At 59.5% G+C, this 17,819-nt stretch carries 19 protein-coding genes and 3 pseudogenes; 10 read left to right on the top strand and 12 right to left on the bottom strand.

What is annotated here, in order from left to right; translation table 11 throughout:
- Positions 1-41: 41 nt before the first annotated feature.
- Positions 42-1,157, bottom strand: coding sequence for an AI-2E family transporter YdiK (gene ydiK / locus P0D84_RS45995; RefSeq protein ID WP_408350375.1), 1,116 nt, complete (start codon positions 1,155-1,157; stop codon positions 42-44).
- 330 nt (positions 1,158-1,487) lie between these two features.
- Positions 1,488-2,900, bottom strand: a complete 1,413-nt coding sequence (locus tag P0D84_RS45990; protein WP_408350372.1) for a DUF2252 domain-containing protein — start codon at positions 2,898-2,900, stop codon at positions 1,488-1,490.
- Positions 2,901-3,660: 760 nt separating this feature from the next.
- Between P0D84_RS45990 and P0D84_RS45985 the strand changes: the two genes are divergently transcribed.
- On the top strand, positions 3,661-3,834 hold the full coding sequence (locus P0D84_RS45985; protein ID WP_408350369.1) for a hypothetical protein: 174 nt from the start codon (positions 3,661-3,663) through the stop codon (positions 3,832-3,834).
- A gap of 4 nt (positions 3,835-3,838) precedes the next feature.
- Positions 3,839-4,408 (top strand): annotated as a pseudogene (locus tag P0D84_RS45980) (3-hydroxybutyrate dehydrogenase); the annotation flags it as partial.
- A gap of 378 nt (positions 4,409-4,786) precedes the next feature.
- On the opposite strand, the gene P0D84_RS45975 reads toward P0D84_RS45980, so the two are convergent.
- The 7 genes and pseudogenes from P0D84_RS45975 to P0D84_RS45945 all read right to left on the bottom strand — a co-directional run bounded on the left by P0D84_RS45975 (position 4,787) and on the right by P0D84_RS45945 (position 9,795).
- Positions 4,787-5,155 carry a hypothetical protein gene (locus P0D84_RS45975; RefSeq protein WP_408350366.1) on the bottom strand — a complete coding sequence of 123 codons (369 nt, stop codon included), beginning with the start codon at positions 5,153-5,155 and terminating at the stop codon, positions 4,787-4,789.
- 29 nt (positions 5,156-5,184) lie between these two features.
- Positions 5,185-5,343 (bottom strand): hypothetical protein, encoded by a 159-nt coding sequence (locus P0D84_RS45970; protein ID WP_408350363.1) that lies wholly within the window; start codon positions 5,341-5,343, stop codon positions 5,185-5,187.
- A gap of 33 nt (positions 5,344-5,376) precedes the next feature.
- Complete coding sequence (locus P0D84_RS45965) at positions 5,377-5,670, bottom strand: hypothetical protein (RefSeq protein WP_408350360.1); 294 nt, start codon at positions 5,668-5,670, stop codon at positions 5,377-5,379.
- 240 nt (positions 5,671-5,910) lie between these two features.
- Positions 5,911-6,315, bottom strand: a pseudogene (locus tag P0D84_RS45960) (hypothetical protein); the annotation flags it as partial.
- Between the two features lie 37 nt (positions 6,316-6,352).
- On the bottom strand, positions 6,353-6,724 hold the full coding sequence (locus P0D84_RS45955; RefSeq protein ID WP_408350357.1) for a hypothetical protein: 372 nt from the start codon (positions 6,722-6,724) through the stop codon (positions 6,353-6,355).
- Positions 6,725-7,221: 497 nt separating this feature from the next.
- Positions 7,222-9,243 carry a putative bifunctional diguanylate cyclase/phosphodiesterase gene (locus P0D84_RS45950; protein WP_408350354.1) on the bottom strand — a complete coding sequence of 674 codons (2,022 nt, stop codon included), beginning with the start codon at positions 9,241-9,243 and terminating at the stop codon, positions 7,222-7,224.
- The gene (locus P0D84_RS45945) at positions 9,244-9,795 is read right to left on the bottom strand and encodes a heme NO-binding domain-containing protein (protein ID WP_408350351.1); all 552 of its coding nucleotides are present in this window, start codon (positions 9,793-9,795) and stop codon (positions 9,244-9,246) included. It lies immediately after the preceding gene.
- Positions 9,796-10,070: 275 nt separating this feature from the next.
- Between P0D84_RS45945 and P0D84_RS45940 the strand changes: the two genes are divergently transcribed.
- The 4 genes and pseudogenes from P0D84_RS45940 to P0D84_RS45925 all read left to right on the top strand — a co-directional run bounded on the left by P0D84_RS45940 (position 10,071) and on the right by P0D84_RS45925 (position 12,258).
- Complete coding sequence (locus P0D84_RS45940) at positions 10,071-10,421, top strand: hypothetical protein (RefSeq protein ID WP_408350348.1); 351 nt, start codon at positions 10,071-10,073, stop codon at positions 10,419-10,421.
- A complete protein-coding gene (locus P0D84_RS45935; RefSeq protein ID WP_408351913.1) occupies positions 10,421-10,603 on the top strand; it encodes a LuxR C-terminal-related transcriptional regulator in 183 nt (60 codons plus the stop codon). The genes P0D84_RS45940 and P0D84_RS45935 overlap by 1 nt, the downstream gene beginning before the upstream one ends.
- Positions 10,604-10,856: 253 nt before the next feature.
- Positions 10,857-10,967: pseudogene (locus P0D84_RS45930) on the top strand (response regulator); the annotation flags it as partial.
- A gap of 97 nt (positions 10,968-11,064) precedes the next feature.
- The gene (locus tag P0D84_RS45925; protein WP_408350345.1) at positions 11,065-12,258 is read left to right on the top strand and encodes a monovalent cation:proton antiporter-2 (CPA2) family protein; all 1,194 of its coding nucleotides are present in this window, start codon (positions 11,065-11,067) and stop codon (positions 12,256-12,258) included.
- Positions 12,259-12,543: 285 nt separating this feature from the next.
- On the opposite strand, the gene P0D84_RS45920 is transcribed toward P0D84_RS45925, so the two are convergent.
- A protein-coding gene (locus P0D84_RS45920) for an IS5 family transposase (protein WP_408350342.1) occupies positions 12,544-13,295 on the bottom strand; the annotation gives its coding sequence in 2 pieces (ribosomal slippage) (positions 12,544-12,974 and positions 12,974-13,295; 753 coding nt in all).
- Between the two features lie 100 nt (positions 13,296-13,395).
- Positions 13,396-13,695 (bottom strand): hypothetical protein, encoded by a 300-nt coding sequence (locus tag P0D84_RS45915; RefSeq protein WP_408350339.1) that lies wholly within the window; start codon positions 13,693-13,695, stop codon positions 13,396-13,398.
- A 421-nt stretch (positions 13,696-14,116) separates the two neighbouring features.
- On the opposite strand from P0D84_RS45915, the gene P0D84_RS45910 reads away from it, so the two are divergent.
- Genes P0D84_RS45910 through P0D84_RS45900 form a run of 3 tightly spaced genes read left to right on the top strand, consistent with a single transcriptional unit; the run spans position 14,117 to position 15,521 of the window.
- Positions 14,117-14,809 (top strand): AAA family ATPase, encoded by a 693-nt coding sequence (locus P0D84_RS45910; RefSeq protein WP_408350336.1) that lies wholly within the window; start codon positions 14,117-14,119, stop codon positions 14,807-14,809.
- A complete protein-coding gene (locus tag P0D84_RS45905; RefSeq protein ID WP_408350330.1) occupies positions 14,781-15,161 on the top strand; it encodes a hypothetical protein in 381 nt (126 codons plus the stop codon). Before P0D84_RS45910 ends, P0D84_RS45905 begins: the two co-directional genes overlap by 29 nt.
- Positions 15,162-15,170: 9 nt before the next feature.
- Positions 15,171-15,521, top strand: coding sequence for a catalase family protein (locus tag P0D84_RS45900; protein ID WP_408350327.1), 351 nt, complete (start codon positions 15,171-15,173; stop codon positions 15,519-15,521).
- 108 nt (positions 15,522-15,629) lie between these two features.
- Here P0D84_RS45900 and P0D84_RS45895 read toward each other — a convergent pair whose 3' ends face one another.
- On the bottom strand, positions 15,630-15,971 hold the full coding sequence (locus P0D84_RS45895) for a hypothetical protein (protein ID WP_408350324.1): 342 nt from the start codon (positions 15,969-15,971) through the stop codon (positions 15,630-15,632).
- A gap of 671 nt (positions 15,972-16,642) precedes the next feature.
- On the opposite strand from P0D84_RS45895, the gene P0D84_RS45890 reads away from it, so the two are divergent.
- Positions 16,643-17,779 carry a porin gene (locus tag P0D84_RS45890; protein WP_408350321.1) on the top strand — a complete coding sequence of 379 codons (1,137 nt, stop codon included), beginning with the start codon at positions 16,643-16,645 and terminating at the stop codon, positions 17,777-17,779.
- Positions 17,780-17,819: the final 40 nt, after the last annotated feature.

Raw genomic sequence — 17,819 nt, 5'->3', positions numbered from 1 at the left:
TCACGCGCGGGAACCCGGCCGCCCGCGTCGCGTCGGTGGTGCTACTGCGGCTCGCCATCCAGCCGGTTCCCGGTGCTCGTGAAGGTCGGCTTGATGGGCGCCGACGGCGCCTCCTCGTCGATCCACGCCTGCAGCAGCGTGAAGGTCACCGCGAGTATCACCGGGCCGATGAACAAGCCGACGATCCCGAACGCGATCACCCCGCCGAGCACGCCGGTCAGGATCAGCAGCATCGACAGGTCCACGCCTCGCTTGATCAGCAGCGGCCGCAACACATTGTCGAGCAGTCCGACGAACACCGACCAGACCCCCAGCACGATTCCCGCGACGAGATGGTCGTGATAGATCAGCCAGACCACGGCACCGATCAGCGGAAGGCCCGGACCGATCTGCGCGAGACAGAGAATCAGGATCAGCGCTGTCAGGATACCCGCGCCGGGGATTCCGGCGACGTACAGGCCCAACCCGGCGAGCGCCGCCTGCGCGGCCGCCGTTACGACGATCCCGAGCGCGACCGCGCGGATCGACAATCCGGCGAGCCGCACTGCCGCCGCACCGCGTTCGGCGGCGACGCGCGCCGCGAAACGCACCACGCTGGCGGACGCGGCCTCGCCCCGCGAATAGAGAATCCCGGCAATGATCACGGTCAGCACCAGATGGATCACCAGCACACCGACCGTGCCCGCCTGCGAGAGCAGCCATTTCGCGGCGATCATCGCATAAGGTTGCACTTGCGCAAGGATGCCGCCGGGACCCGCGTCGGACAGGCGCTGCCACTCGCCTGCGAATCGTTCGCCGGCCAACGGCACCTGATGCAGCCAGCGGGGAGGGGGAGGCAGCGTGTAGTTCGGCAGCGCCCTGGTCTGGTCGATAATGTCGCCGCTGTGCTCGGCGATTGTCGACACCGCCGCGTACAGCGGCAGCACGATCACGACCAGCAATCCGACCAGCATCGCAGTGACGGCGATCCAGCGGCGGCCACCGACGCGCTTCTGGATGCCGAGCATCACGGGCCACGTCGCGACGACGATCATCGCCGCCCAGATCAGCGCCGGCAGAAACGGACGGACGATATAAAGACTGCCGAAGATCAGTAGCGACAGGATCACGATGATCAGCAGGATGCGGGCAATATCCGCTTGCGGTCGTGAATTCACGTGATTCTCCTGGCACGCGATCAGGCCACAGCCGCACGGGGGCGTGCGGTCCGGTCGCGCATCCCGCCGACAGGCTGAGCGACGGACTGCGGCGACGCTGGTGGAGGACTTGTGCACCGGGCACAGACCCGATGTCTCACCTCCTCACCGTAGCACCGGCGAAAAACCGCCGCCATTGGACCTTGGTCCAAAGGACTGGTGTGCAGGAAGCACCACCACGCTGCCAGCGAAGGACTACGAACAGGCAGTGAGCCAGTTGCACGTCGAACTGGTCGAGTTACCGCGACAGGTCGTGCGCAAGGGTCTGTCGCGTATGAGTGGTGCAGGACGCTACTCCTCAACGAGAGCCTCCAGCCGGCCGGCACGTACTGCCTTCACCAGCGCCGCGTGGTCCCTTTCCGTCTGATCTGCATAGGCGAGGGAAAACGCGCCGATGGCCTCGTCAAAGGTGTTGCCCTTGCCCAGATAGCCACTGATGGTCGTGGCATCCCCCGACTTCGCGTGGGCGCGGGCCAGGGTCCACCCGCAGACACCGGCATAGCGTTTCAGCTGCGCGGTGGTGACTTCCTCGACAGGAACCGACATCTTCATGTCCCGCAACTGGCGCACAAAAAAGTCATGGTCTTGCCGCCCCCGCAACCATCCCAAAAAAATGTCGCTGGAAGACTGCATCAACCGTTGTCCCATGACGACACGCTGCCCCTGATTGTCATAGTGGCTCTTTCCCGCATAGGGTTCGAGGACCGACCTGCGTTCTTCCTTGAACTGGAGGATCAGGGGATGGTCTTCCTCATCGAAAAACAGCCCGATGAAGCACCGTGTGCCGACGCTGCCAATACCCACGACCTTCAGGGCGAAGTCCTCCAGGTGGTAGCGATCCATGAGGACACGGCGCTCGTCGGACAGCGACTGGCGATAGTCGACGAGTGCCTCACGAACCCGTTCCTCGAAGCCCGCTTCAGGGACGTGGTAGAGCAGCGGCGGTTGATCGACCAGGCGGCGTCGCCCAGCCACTTCGCCGGTAATCTTGGGAAAGAGGTTTTCGACAACACGCTGGCGGGCTTTTTCTGCCAGTTGCGCGCGGGACTTTCTGACCTTTTCATCGGGTGCCATCGCGATGAGGGTTTCGATGTCCAGGTGGGTGTACCAGACTTCCAGAGGATTCATCCGGGAATACTCCCGCAGGTGCTCCCGATATGCGCGCACGCACTCCAGGACGGCATTCCGGGAATCTGCATCCGACAACTGGTTGTCACGCCCAGCGATCGCAAAACTGACGGCCAGCCGTTTCAGATCCCATTCCCAGGGTGCAGGCAGCGTTTCGTCAAAGTCGTTCAGATCGAAGACCAGATTGCGCTCCGGCGTGGCAAACAGGCCAAAATTCAACAGGTGGCAGTCTCCACAGGCTTGCACCCGAAGGCCTGTGCTCGGCGTAGTGGCGAGATCGTGGGCCATGAGCGCCGCTGAGCCACGCAGGAACGTGAAGGGACTGCGGAGCATGCGGCCATAGCGGATCGGAACGAGTTCCGGCAAGCGATCCTGATTCGATTCTTCGAGAATCTCTATGGGATCCCGTCGCTGGGCCGATGGTGTCCAGTCGGCGTGGCTGCTGCGTGGCACGCTATCGCGCAACGCCTGACCGGCGATGAGACGCTCGGCGCGGGTGCGAAGAGCAGGGACATCCTCCGCGACGTTATTGACTTCGGTTTTAGCCTTCCCAGGCGCTTTCATCACGGTTTCCATGCTCGCCTCCTCCTGGCCGGCTCGCGCCGCGGATTCCACTTTGGCATGACGAATCGTCACGGTAGGCGCGATTGCGAGCACGCATAGCCCGAACGGCCTTCGCGCCGTCCTTGCCGCTGGTGTTCGTATTGTCAGCTATCGTGCGGATCCGGTATGTCACGTCGACGCATCCACGCGTGCAGGGACTCAACCACGAAAATAACCAGCCGGAATGCACCTAATTAACAATAGCAGGTAGGCCGCAGGCACGTAGATCGTGTATTCCCTTTGAGAGCAATCCCGCACGTGAACGAATCGTGCGGGGCGCCCAGGGTGCTCGCGCAATGAAATGGAAGTGGTATCGGGAGGGGCAGAATCAATTGACCTTCGGTCCTATACCGCTCCTATGGCCGTTCGATTAGGCTATGGTTGTGGCGTGATCCTCGGGACCATTTGCCCATTTTGAAGAAAGTCCAGGTTGCCCCGTTTTGCGGAGATAGGCGGCGCTGCACCATTCAGCGCAAGACGCACGGTAGGGGTTGGTAGAGGAAGGAGATCAGATGTCACCATTCCTCAAAATCTGCTGGTTGACCTCATTGAGCGCTTTAGCCGCCATGTGGAGTGCCGACACGGCGGCACGCTCTCCAACCGATTGCGCCGCGGGACTCTCGCCGTTGCTGTCGCAGCGTTATGCACGGGGACCAGCTGCGCGTCGGCCCAGGAATTCGCGCTGTACACCGGACCGTTGACCGGAGAGCATGCCCATTCCTATGCGTGGTCGATGGATTATACGGAGGGGTTTGGCCAGTACCTCGCCGGCAGCGTCACCTGGCTCAACGAGGAGCACATTCCCAGTCATCACCGCGATGGACCGCTCGTGAAGGTGTGGGGCCGGTTGCCACTTGCGCAACGGCGCTTCGTCGTCGCACTCGGTGTAGGCCCCTATCGTTATTAATGCTGGCGTGGCGCCTGTGGTTGCGGCGTTCGGCGGCGTCGATATTCTGGTGAGCAACGCCGGTATCCAGATCGTGCATCCAGTCGAGGAATTCACCCACGCCGACTGGCAGAAGATGCTCGCGATCCATCTCGACGGTGCCTTCCTGAGGACGCGTGCCTGTTTGCGACACATGTACCAGAGCGGCCGCGGCGGCAGCATCATCTACATTGGGTCGGTGCACTCGAAGGAGGCTTCGCTGCTCAAGGCGCCGTACGTGACCGCCAAGCACGGCCTGATCGGCCTGTCGAAGGTGGTCGCCAAGGAGGGAGCGAAGCACGGCGTGCGCGCCAACGTGATCTGTCCTGGCTTCGTGCGCACCCCACTGGTCGACAGGCAGATACCGGAGCAGGCGACCGCGCTGGGCATTTCGGAGTCGGATGTCATCAAGAACGTGATGCTCAAGGAGACCGTCGACGGTGAGTTCACCACGGTACAGGATGTAGCGGAAACCGCGCTCTTCTTCGCGTCGTTTCCATCCAACGCGCCCACGGGCCAGTCGCTCATTGTGAGCCATGGATGGTTCATGGAATAACCAGGCAATCCACCGGTACAAAAAACGACCTCTCAGATCGACCTACAAGCCGTTCGGGACCACCGGTTAGGGGTATGACGACCCCTGAAAACCTTGGGAGAGAGGCCGCCAGCGACTTTTTCAACAGCATCTTCTCGTGAACGGCCATTGATGTGGTGGAGGCTCCAACGGCGGGGGCGGGTCGATCAGCGTCATTCGAATCGGTAGGTCGCTATCTCCTCGACCGCCGCGCGGCTACGTCCATGCTTTTATTGTCCAATTCTGAAGCCGGACCAAGTCAGCCGAGCGAACCTTGTCCGAGCTACCCGAATTCCCGCCTCACGCGGCGAGCGCTCACGCTTAATCCGGCTTTCCGTTCCACTGCGCCGCAAACCCCATTTACAGCCGGCGGGTTGTATCGCCATCTCCCGCGGCCAGTCGCGCAGCGTCAATAGCATTCCGGGCCGTCTCGCACTTCGCGTTGTACGGCTCCAGCCTCTCGGGGTCGCCCAATGGACCTCCCCAGACGTGATAGAAGCCACCAACGCCCTCGCCAACGCGCGCTTCGTTTTCGATCAGGAAGTCGAGCCGTGCGGTTTCGGCCTCGAGCTCGGCCGCCGCCCTCAGAAGCGCATGTCTCCACATCACCGCATCGCCGTCGAGCGGAGGTAAGCATTCGGCCATGTGCCGCAGGGTCTCGACCGTAGTCGGAGCCGTTGCTAGCGGTCCGGACAAATTGGGACCATTCATCGTTGTTTTTAACGTCACACCGATCTCCCTCTCGCCATTGGCGACGATTAATCCGCAACCATCCAAACTACAAATATAATTGCCCCGACAAACAGGCTGACTCCCAAAACCAGCGCACCGAGAACGACCGGCTGCTTTACGCCCAGGAGCCAGAGAGCCGAAAGGCCGATGCCTGCGTAGAGCATCTTTATTGCGCGCTTCGCCATGTACTCTCCCGCTCGCCTATAGCGACGAATCAATCAGGCCGTCCTGTTCGGCGGCGCATCTTTACGCCATCTCAGCACTTCGTCCCGTGCGCTGAACTTCGGTGCTTCCACCCACGCAGCGAAGTCTGGCTCCCAATGCTTCCACCCATAGTCGTCCAGGTCGAACTCCTCTTCGATCCGTCCGCTTTCGGCATCCAGCAGAAACGCATACGTCACGCTATGGCCGTTCCACCAGGCTATTGCGAAATCCGACAGATCCGCTGTCGTGCCTATCGGCTGGTCCCGCAGCAGCATTGACAGATGCGATTTGAAGTTTTCGATGTTCATGACGGTCTCCTGGATAGCGGCAGGAAGAGTGTCTGGCCTGTGCGGCGGATCACCTTTCCAGCTCGCTTAACGTACGAAATTCATGGTCCTTCTACCCGCGAATCTCCGAATCCTGACGGCACCCCTATTCGGTCGAAGTGAAACTGTAGACGCCGTGCTGCTGGTCCGGAGGTTCGGTGAGTGGCGTCTCGGTCGGCAGCATCGATACACTCCATCGAGCGCAACCTGTCGGTAGACAACGGTTGCGCGCGCACTGTAGACGACGCCCCAGCCATGCGTATTCGAATAGCCCAGTCCCTGTTCGGCTGCTTCGGTGTCGAAGTAACGGTACGGCCCCACGCCGAGTGCGACGACGAAGCGCCGCTGCGCAACAGGAAACCGGCCCCACACCTGCACGAGCTGACCATCACGGTGATGATCGGGAATATGTCCTTCGTTAAGCCAGGTGACACTGCCGGCAAGGTACTGGCCGAATCCCTCGGTGTAGTCTATCGACCACGCGTAGGAATGACTATGCTCGTCCGTCAACGGACCGGTGTAGAGCGAGAATTCCTGGGCAGACGCGCGGCTGGTCGCCGTGCACAACGCTGCGGCGGCAACGGCGAGAGCCCAGTTAATGCAGGAAACTCGCTTCGAGAAGGACATTCGGCAATTTCCGCTTCTGACATGAAGGTGGCAAAAATCAAATGACATCTCGTTCGAAGTTGCCAAAGACTGCAGACTCGAGCGATACCCATGTAAAGTCGTGACCGACCGTGACGCACTTTCCGTTCGAGAAGGACGATAGAAACAATCCATACCCCTCGCGCACGCAGTCATCAGCAAGCTTTCTGATTGCGTCCGAGTACTGATGAAACTGATGCACGTTCCATTTCACCTGCTCGCGGGAAAAATCTGTTTTGTGTAGGGCGCACAGATGTGCAAGGAGCAACTGGTGATGGCCAAACTCCACGTTTGCAAACAGGAGGTCGCTCGTTTTGTGATAAAGAAAGTGGCCGGCTGAATCCGACTGCACGTCGTGCAGCGCGTCCGCACGCCGCGCCGCGTACCCCAAGCCGGCGTGCCTCCAGAGATAGCGGTGAAGCCTTCCGCTATGGCCGGTTGAGGTGCTTACGTAAAGACTGACAGAAGCAGACTACACGGGACCAAAATTCAACAGCCTGCCCGGGTAGAACGATGATGGTTGTTTTACTTCGCGGCAAGGTGATTCCTGTTCCCAGTGCGGCCTAGCGCACATGGTGAAGGTGGCGCGAAGCGGCCCGCATTGGCGTCGATTAGCGGACCGAGTTCCAGCAGGAATCAACTCGGCAACTATCCGAACAGACAGGTTCGTGTTGTCGGCCGTGCGGGCCGGGGTCATGTCAATCGAGCCGATTCGGGCTGAGCGAATGACTCTGGTCGACCCAATCTCGGCCACGCTGCCCATGACGCCTACAACGGCTGCTTTCGAAGGTACACCAGTCGGCCGTAAGCAGTAGACCGAAACGCTGTGCCAGTTCGGGAATCAGCTTGGCAAGGGCGTCGACATAGAAGGCCGGCGTGCCGCATCACTCAGAAAACCGCCCTTGGCACCTCGAGCATCTCACGTATATTGGAGGCATCGAGCGGACGAGAAAAATAATAACCTTGCCCGAACTCGCAGTCCAAAGCGTTCAAATGGTCGAGTTGGGCGATCGTCTCCGTGCCTTCGGCGACCACGTCAATACCCAGGTCCTTCGCCAGCCGCATGATCGTGCGCACGATACTCAGGCTCTCGCCGCCCTCGCTCATCGCTGAGATAAACGATCGGTCGATCTTGAGAATGTCCAGCGGCAGGCGATGCAGATAGCTCAACGACGAGTAGCCTGTGCCGAAATCATCGATGCTGAAGCGGACCCCGATCTCACGCAGTTGCGACAGTATGCGGATTGCGTGTTCGGCATCGTTCATCGTCACACTTTCGGTAATTTCCAATGTAACGGTTGCCGGATCCACGCCGGTTTCATCGATGATCTGGCGAACGTGCTTCACCAGATCGGGCTGGTTGAACTGACGGGCCGACACGTTCACGCTCACGGTCAGCGGCGGGTCGCGCGGAAACTCCTTCTGCCAGTCGCACAGCGTTCGGCAAGCCTCCCTTAGCACCCACATCCCGAGGAACAGAATCAGTCCAGTGTCTTCTGTTACTGCGATGAATTCCCCCGGATAGACCAGCTCCGAAGGGGACTTCTGCCAGCGGACCAGAGCTTCAAAGCCCGCCACTTCACGGGTCTTGAGCGAGACGATAGGTTGGTAATGAACTACAAACTCCTGGTTGAGCAGCGCACGACGCAGATCCGTTTCGAGTTTCAGGCGCACCATGGCGCTTTCATGCATGGCCTCGTTGTACACCTCATGGCGGGCTTTGCCCTGCGTTTTGGCCCGATACATGGCAAGGTCGGCGTCACGCAGCACGTCGGTTGCCGAGGCGTAGCGAACAGCGCTCGTGGCGATCCCGATGCTCGCGGACGTGTACACCTCCTGCCCTTCCAGCCCGAACGGTCGTTTGAGCGCATCCTGAATGCGCTGCGCCACCTGCTCGGCATCGCGCGGCGAAGACATATCGTCGAGCAGGATCGTGAATTCATCGCCGCCCAGGCGTGCTAGCGTTGCAGCGAAGGAGTCAGCGTAATCGCCAGCCCCTGCACCGGAGCGGGACACCGTGTCCCCATGACGCAGCGAAGTCAGAAAGCGTCCGGCGACCTGGGCAATGAGCTGGTCTCCGGCCAGATGTCCCAGGCTGTCGTTGATGACCTTGAAGCGGTCGAGGTCGATAAACAGAACCGCGAACTGATAGTCGGGGTCGTCCTGCTGACGCGCGACGGCGCGCCCAAGACGGTCAAGAAACATTGCCCGGTTGGGCAACTCCGTCAGGTAGTCATGGAATGCGCGATGCACGAGCCGATCCTCGGCACGCTGGCGCTCGATGACGCGACCGAGTTGGGTTCCCACTTGCGACATCAAGCGCTGGAGCGGCTCGTCAGGTGGCGAGATTCGATCAGTGAAGAACTCGAGGACCGCCATCACCTCGTTTCCCACCAATACGGGAAACGCAAATGCAGCCTTCAGACCCGCGTAGCGGGCCGATGGTGACCGAGGAAAATTGCCGTCTTCGGTGACATCCGTGATCCATACCGGCGCGCCGGTGGCCAGCACTCGCCCGGGCAGTCCGACACCCGAAGCAAAGATCATCTGCTCGGTGGTCCGCAGGAAATCATGTATTCGCGCATGTTGGGCGCCATGCCAGACAGCAATGGGACGTAAACGGCAGGAGTCTCCGCCAGTCTCGGTGACGTAGGCATGACCCAACGGCCAGCCGGTAAACTGGCAGATGTGCGTGACCGCGAACTGCAGGGCCTCCTGCACTGAGTTCATCTGGTTGGCGGCACCAGCGATTGCTTCCAGTAACTGGAGTTCCTGTTGCCGCTCATAAAGCTCCCTCAGGCCGCGCTCTGCAATAGCTTCAGCCTCAAAGCGTGCCTGGCGCTCCCGATCCAGCCGCCGCTGCACCCGCGCTAGCTGTTTAGCGACATCTTCTACAGCGGCCCCAACCATTTATCCGGCCCCGTTGGTGGAGAACGACAGGCGCATCCGGCACTCCGCGTCTCCGTGGTGCATGCAAGTCTGATGTTCCACTGCCACGGACTCGTGAAAGTGCGCTGCGGCACCTTCGATAAATCCCTGCGCCAGGGCACACAATTTACGCGGTGACCGGTACCCGAGCGTCAACGCACCGTCCGGTGCGTCGCTGAAATCGAACACCGGGACGTCCGCTCCAACGTAGAGCTTGCGAACCTCAGGGTGAATGATCTGGTTCACGCTTACGATGAACGGTCGGCTCGACTGATGGCCACGAAAGAAAGTCGGATAGCGTTGTGCGAGCAGCGGCATCGCCTCCTGGCCGAACCAGCGCAATACCTCCCCGGGAGTGACGTTCAACGCATTGGACGCTGCCTGTACGAGCTTGCCCATCTGCTCGTCGGGATAGCTGCCCAACGAGGTATACGAACCGCTCAGTTCTGCCGCGTCCAGCAACGCGTCCCAGACATGCTCGCCATGCGTACGGGTGACGACGTCCTCGAGCAGATTGAATACGATGCCTTTCACTAACACCTCTCCATGAATAGGGCATGCCGTGCTGCTTCCGGCCGCCTGTCTCGATGATGCTCAATCCATTAGCGCTCATTCCCGCGTTCCTGGGAGAGGAGGCAAGGAGGAAAAGCGGGAATCATAAGCTGGTCCTGCATATCTGTATAACGTCCGCTTTGCGAAAAACTTTAGCTGTGGTGATTTCGGGCGCGATCGTGAGGTAAATTGAGACTGCAGACGGCACTTTGTGCCGGCGAAAGCGATTTATAAAAAACAGAAAAGAGAGGACCGGAATGCCGAAGAAAAATATTGCCGGCGCCGCGATGGCGCAGGGCCGGGTGAGTTACATGCTGGAACTGGCAAGGGGCAGTTCGCATATCGTCAGCACGCGGACACCGGAGACGTTGAGCCGTGCCATCGCAGAAGTCCTGAACGGGTTTTGTCAGGTGCACGGCCTGCAGGCATCGGGCGTCTTCCGTGAGCTTCTCGCGCTGGATGTCGAGCAACGCGGCAATCAGGATGCTGCACTGGCTGTACGCAGCTTCGCGCCGGAGTTGAGCGGCGGGAAAAAAACCGATCCCGTACGGGATCGGCCTGGATCCGCGTCCGCCTGGACGGGCTTACGCCGCGCGAGCGGGACGTGATGGCGCCCGTCGTGACGGGCCGCCTGAACAAACAGGTGGCCGGCGAACTCGGCACGGTCGAGAAGACAATTAAGGCGCATCGCGTGCGCGTGATAGCGAAGATGGAAGTCACTTCGCTGGCCCAGCTCGTTCGCGTCGCGGACATAGTCGGTCTCGGCGGCGCGGGCGAAAACCGCGCGTAAGGCTGAGACAGGCGCGGCCTGCCGGCGGTACTGCCGTCCGGGAGTGTCCGGACGCTCAGAGTTGCCGCGCGAGCTGCGTGAAGGCGTGTAAGAAGCGCGTTAGATCCGCCCGCGGCGCTCCTGCTATGCCCCTCTGACGCTCCGGCTTTCCAAACGGGACCAAGGTCCAATACCCGCAAACCTTGCAGTCTCGTAGGCTGTCGTGTGGGGGAGTGCGCTTATTCGCACGTTCCCGGACACCGGACTACTCTCAATGGGAAAACTCAAACCATTCGTGGTCGTTGTCGATGACGATGAATCGGTGAGCCGGGCGATCAAGCGATTGCTGCGCTCTATCGGGATCGCCGCGAATACTATCGCGGCGGCGATCCGCCAAGCCTGTGCGCAATGATGTACCTCTGCGGCAGTGACCAATGCCGATTCGAGGAGCGCAGACGCGAAGTGTTCTATGGAAAAACTGTATGCAAGCGCTGCTGATGGACGTAGTCGTCTTCCTCGTCGCCGCGATTGTCGTGGTGCCGCTGTCAGTTCGGCTTGGTTTTGGCTCCGTACTAGGCTATCTGTTGGCCGGCGTCATGATCGGTCCATGGGTCCTAAGGTTTGTCACCGATGTTGACGCGATCCTTCATTTTTCGGAGCTTGGCATCGTGCTGATGATGTTCGTCATCGGGCTTGAAATGCATGTCGCCAAGCTGTGGGCGATGCGCCGCACGATCTTCGGCTATGGCGGAATCCAGATGGCGCTGTGCGCAGCACTCCTGATGGCGATCTTTGTTGCGTTCGGCTTGCCATGGCGGATCGGATTGACGGGCGGACTCGCGCTCGCGCTATCGTCGACCGCCATGGTAATTGCCGAGCTCCAGCAACACAAGTTGATGGATACACCGGCGGGGCGTGCCGGCTTTGGCATTCTACTGTTCCAGGATATGGCAGCGATCCCATTGATTGCGCTGTTGCCTTTGCTTGGACCAGCTACAACCGATCCCGCCGCGGAACCGGGGTGGCTCGTCACTATGAAAGCACTGGCCATGCTTGCCGGAGTGGCGCTCGGCGGCCGCTTTCTGCTGCGTTTTGGGCTTCGCCGGGTTGTGCGCGCCGGCGTGCCTGAGATCTTCACTGCGTTTGCGCTGCTCTGGGTGATCGGCATTGCGCTGCTCATGCAGAGTGTCCATCTGTCGATGTCCCTGGGCGCGTTTCTCGCGGGCGTCCTGCTTGCCGACTCTGAATACCGTCACGAGGTCGAGACCGACATGGCACCTTTCAAGGGACTGCTGCTTGGACTGTTCTTCATCGCAGTCGGCATGTCGATCGATTTCGGCGTGCTGATGCGCGAACCGCTGCGAATCGCGGTGCTGGTAATAGCGCTGGTCGCCATCAAGACGGCGGCAATGTGGTTTCTCGCCAACCGGTTTGAAGTATCCGGCACGCAACGCGCGTACTTTGCGATTCTGCTGTCGCAGGGTGGCGAGTTCGCGTTCGTGGTGCTGGCGGCTTCACTTGCCGCGCGCGTCATCGACCAGCGCCTGTCGTCGATCGTGACGCTGGTGGTTGCGCTGTCGATGGTTACAACGCCGCTCCTGCTGCTCGCACACCGGCGGTTCTGGCGGCAACGCGTCGATGGTGATGTGGACACCGTCTCGCGCCATAACACTTAGACCGCGGGTTGGACTCGAATATTACCCTGCAAGGCATCGGCTTCACGACCATCGCCCGGCCATTGAAGCAAAGCGTGTGTCACTTTGCAAAAAACGTTGTAGTGTTTGCATGCGTGTTCGGCCGTGCGCTGATCGGTCTGCTACGCGTCGATAGAGAATATGTAGCTGCGAAAGCAGTTTTACCCGACCGACGAACGAGGCGACATGACGGTTAGCAGCGGCGTCAACCTTGAACCTGATTCGGGTGGCTAACTCGCTCCGGTCCTCCCTAGGTCGTGTTAACAATCAAAGCTTTGGTGCAAATGCGCACGCGAGTTGCGCAAAGGCCATGAAGTTACGGGCGAGTTTGTCATAGCGAGTAGCGAGGCGTCGAAAATGTTTGATGCGACTGAAGAAGCGTTCGATAAGGTTGCGACAACGATACGGCTCGGGCTCGAAAGCGCGCGGATCGCGTCGATTGGCGCGCGGCGGGATCACGGCCTGGGCACCAGAAGCTTCGATCTGCTGGACGAACGCGTTGCTGTCGTAGCCCTTGTCAGCGATGACGGCTTGAGACGCGAGATCGGCAATCAGTTCCGGGGCGCGGTCGATGTCGGCGACTTGGCCGGCGCTCAATATGATCCGCAGCGGATTGCCCCGCGCGTCGACCGCGACATGCAGTTTCGTGCTCAATCCTCCCCGCGACCGCCCAAGTGCCTGCGGCCCCGCTTTTTTTGGGCGCCGGCTGAATGCTGGTGCGCCCGCACGATGGTCGAATCGATGAGCAATTGCTGCAAGTCCGCTTCGCCTGCCAAGGCATGGGCCACACGTTCCCATACGCCCTTTCTGCTCCATCGGGAAAAGCGCATGTACGTGCGCTCCCACCGACCAAATTCGCTGGGCAGGTCGCGCCACGGTGCGCCAGTACGAGCGATCCATAGCACCGCTTCGACAAACAGCCGATTGTCTGCCGCTGTGCGTCCCGGATCGCTTGCCTTGCCTGATAACAGATGCTCGATCTTCGTCCATTGCGCGTCACTCATCAGCCAGCGAACCATCCTGATCTCCCATAAAAATCAGGATGTAAACACAATTCATTGATTGTTAACAGACCCTAGCGAAGGCTGACGACATGATCTCCGCAAGGAATCTATCGTATCAGATGGTCGTGCCATAACTTCCGGAAAAGAAGGCATCCGGCGCTCTCCGCAAATACCATAGCCAGCGTACGCCCCCATACCCTGAATGTGCACGCTGAATATGCTCTTGCGTGGCTGCTATGAATTGCTCCAGGTATTCAGCCGCTTCCACGCCGATAAGGTCAGCTTGGGGTGGGTGATTTTCCTTAAAGATTGCGAGTGCGGTGTTAATCGCGGCCTTACCTGAAAGCGCGTGCCATTGTTTAGAGGTCACACGGCGAAAGGCGGTAACAGCAGGATCGACGGCGAAGGGAGGCATGCCAAGTAACGTCCATTTATTTTAGATCCGGCAAGATGATCCCATGGCTAAGGTGTGTTTGTCAGTTGGCTTGAACGTTAAGGTGATCGGACACCCAAAATATGCAGGTGCGCCCACGCGAATTTGACTTGATTGCCGAGGACGACGTTCGACTGCCACCAAAGGCAGTGTTCGGCGTTGCGCTCTCATTGGCGCTGGATGGTGAGGTGGGTACCTTTCTTTCCAGTTCAAGGGGCTCGATCCGAAAACGGCAGCCCTCGGTGCCTATGCGGTGTTGCACCGAATCGAGGCTGGATTCGGCCTGCAAACTAGGGTGAATTGGGGTTGACTGAGTTCGCAGCCGTTAAATCAGACTGAGTCAGCGAACTCACGCGGTGTCACTTTTCCCCGCTCTATTTACGTCGTCGCTCCCTAATCATTGATGAATGCCCTTCCTTGCTGTGTCGATTCCCGTACCAAGGCAAGTGCAATCGACGAATCGAAATCCGTACCGGTCTTGTGCTGTGTTTTCGCGTCGGGCGCCGAGGCCCGTATCCACATAATTCAACAAAAGCAGGGGCCGGCGATGAGACTAAACGCGGTGCATGTGACGAACTTCCGATCCGTCGAGGACAGCGGCAAGTTCAACGTGGGCAACATGACGTGCCTCGTTGGGAAAAACGAGGCAGGCAAAACAGCGCTACTGTCCGCGCTTTACGGCCTGAACGCCTATGGCACGCTCATATACGACAAGACCAGGGACTACCCGCGTCGTTTCGTGAGCGACTTCGACGAGCGGCATCCTGAAGGACGATCCATCGTCGTTAACACCTCATGGGTTTTAGATCACATCGATGTTGCTGCCGTCGCCGCGGTACTAGGCGACAAGGCGCTGATCAAGCCTGAGATCGGGCTGACCCGCGGCATTGGTTACGAAAAAAAGGAATGGGACGTGCCCGTAGATGACGCTAGCGGCGCTAGCGTTCTTGATGAACAAGCACGAGCTCGACGCGGTGGAGCGAGAGGTGCTGAAAGGCGTGGACGACGCGAAGGCCGCCGCTGCAGCGATCGCCGCACAACCCCAACAATCGCCGCGTCTGCAAGCGTTGCTGGCCGTCCTCACGGCGTTCCGTGACCAACGTTTTTCCCTCGCGGTCATCGACGTGTTGGCCCCACGGCTTCCCAAGTTTTTTCTGACCTCACACTTTGAGCGCATGTCCGGCGAGGTGTCAATCAACGCCCTTGCCCCCGCCAAGGCCGCGAACACACTCGACGCGTCCGACGGGATTTTCCTCGATTTTCTGGCGTATGCGGGCACGTCAGTTGAGGAGCTGCTGGCATCGACAAAACTTGAAGAACTGAAAGCCAAGTGCGAGGGCGCGTCGAACAAGATTTCCGATGAAATCTTCGAATACTGGACGCAGAACGACGCGCTCTCGGTGAAGATCGACATCGCCGCGGGCCTTCCGGAGACGAGCCGCCGATGAACGCCGGCAATGTCGCGAAGCCTTTTTAACGGCTTCGTCTTCGACTTTGGACTCCAGTTCCTCGACGCCGGCAAGATGACCTATTGGGGCAAGCGTCAGGACGCCCAATTCTGGATCGAAAACGCGAGTGTCAAGTTGAACGAAGCGGAAGCACCTTTTCACACGGTCGCACGGCTTACCCTCCGGTCGAAGTCGCAGCTTCCGCTGGATGCCGGCGAAGCGACATATTTTGATGTTACAGGGAATTCAACGCCTGACAGTATGCCCCTTGGGAGCATTAATCGCGCCCGCTGGCCTGCAGAGGTTGCCAGCAGAAGAGCACGGATGCGGGCGGACAGCGGATGTGAACCAAAAATGTAAGCGCCAACCACTCCACACTCACGACGACTCGAATACGAGCGGTCCTGTTGCGTAGATAGCTCAGCGTGTCCGTTTCACCATGTACGACCGCTCCGGTTGCTGCGCAGTCTAATCAATCAACACGACGCGCGCCGATGCCCATCCCGGCTGTTGCGGCGGGACACGCGCAATGCCCCATGCTTCAAGAAGCCCATCAAATGACGGGGCGATCATGCTGCCTTTGGGCGATGGCAGCGGCAAGTCCGTCAGCCGGTATCGGGTCCGTTCGGCCGCACTCACACCTCGAACCCTGACACGCTCAATCGCGCCGTACAGCACGCCATATCTGATCGCGGCGGCGGTGTCGCGCAGATTCATCAAGCCGGCGAGAACCACTTTCGCAGCAGTCACGGGTTCCGGCTGATTCCCGAGATAGCGGATCACTACTTCTGCATTGCGGTGAGTTTTCATGTGTCATGACCTCCGTGCTGTCCGCAGTAATGGTGGCGATATCCATTCGATTGCGTATTCGTGCGTGACGGCGGACGCCGCGCGTCGAGCTGGTTGCAGCCAGCTCCGGTGTTTGCGGTTGAAGATGTCGGCGATGGGGCATCCGCATACCTATTGGCTCGACGTCCGATGTGCAGCGCGGTATTTAACGTGAAGCTGCGAGCGTCCCAACTAGCTGCACGGATCGTTTTGAGCGGGTTCTGCGTCCTCGCACGCAGCGTAGACCTCGCGTTAGACGTCCGCCATTGGACTTTGGTCTCATATGCTGCACCAGGCAGCGGGATCATGCGTTGACCGTTACCCGTGTGCTAATGCTCACAGGTTGGCCTCGACCAGCCTGCGGCGTAGGTTTGGTTCGGCTTCAGCTATGGTCGACACGTTTTTGAAATCACCTGAGCTAGCGAAGCTGACCATCGAGCTGTTTTTTTATCGCACGGCATGTTGGCCGTCGGCAACACGCTGCCCATTGAGTTGTTCATTGGATTTGCAAAGCGGCAATAATCGACTTCATGTTGGAATGACTGAGCGATGAGCAGGCGGGCAGACGAATTTCATAAATTATTTGGGGTGCGAATCCATATACGAACGACTTTCGGGGAATGAATTGCACGGCTATTTACTGGAGCTATGTCATGAAAAAATCCCTTATCGCAGTTGCATTGTCGGGCGTGGTTGCAAGCACCGCACACGCGCAAAGCAGCGTCACGTTATACGGCCTGATCGATGTCGGCATTACCTACACGAACAGCCAGCTCACAAGCAGCGGCGGTCACAGCAACGTGCAGCAAACGAGCGGCTCGGTGGATGGCAGCCGCTGGGGCTTGCGCGGAGCAGAAGACCTCGGGGGCGGCATCAAGGCAATCTTCACGTTGGAAAACGGCTTTAACGTGAACAATGGAACGCTGGGGCAGGGTGGTCGTGAGTTTGGCCGTCAGGCCTTCGTCGGCCTGTCGAGCGTCGACTTTGGTACTGTCACACTAGGCCGGCAGTACGACAGCATGGTGGATTATGTAGGGCCGCTCGCGCTGACTGGCACGCAATATGGCGGGACGCACTTCGCGCACCCGTTCAACAACGACAATCTGAACAACAACTCTTACTCGATCAACAACTCGATCAAGTATCAAAGCGTGAACTACGCCGGGTTCCAATTCGGAGGCCTGTACGGTTTCTCCAATGACGCAGGCGCATTCGCGAATAACCGCGCGTACAGCGTGGGCGCGTCCTACAACTGGGGCCCCCTGAAATTCGCTGCCGGGTACCTGCATCTGAATAACAACGCGGTTTCGCCGTTGTCGCCCAGCTTCAATACCAATGGAGCCGTGACCGATGGCCAGGCGCTGGTCGCCGCCCGGCAGCAAACGTGGGGAGGCGGTGTGAACTATGCGTTCGGCCCGGCAGTCGTCGGGTTCGTGTACACGCAGACCAACCTCACGCAGGTGTTCCAGACTGGGGTCGGCACTCATTTCCAGAATTTTGAAGGCAACGCACGTTATGCATTGACCCCGGCCCTCACTTTGGCTGGCGCATACACGTACTCGCGCGGGGGTGCTAATACCGGCAGTGGCAGTCCACACTGGAACCAAGTTAACCTGGGAGCCGATTACAACCTGTCCAAACGCACTGACGTCTATCTGCAAGGTGTTTATCAGAGTGTCAGTACGAGCCAGAACTCCGTTCTCGGGGTGGCTTTCATTAACGGACTTAGCGCGCCGTCATCCACCAGTAACCAGGTCGAAGTAACGGCGGGGTTGCGACACCGCTTCTAAGGCAGGAGCGTGCGCCTGGCGGGCTCACGTGACGCGTGGG

It is taken from the genome of Paraburkholderia sp. RL17-337-BIB-A (assembly GCF_046025895.1).
Lineage (GTDB): Bacteria > Pseudomonadota > Gammaproteobacteria > Burkholderiales > Burkholderiaceae > Paraburkholderia > Paraburkholderia fungorum_C.
This window is presented reverse-complemented; position numbering and strand designations above follow the sequence as displayed.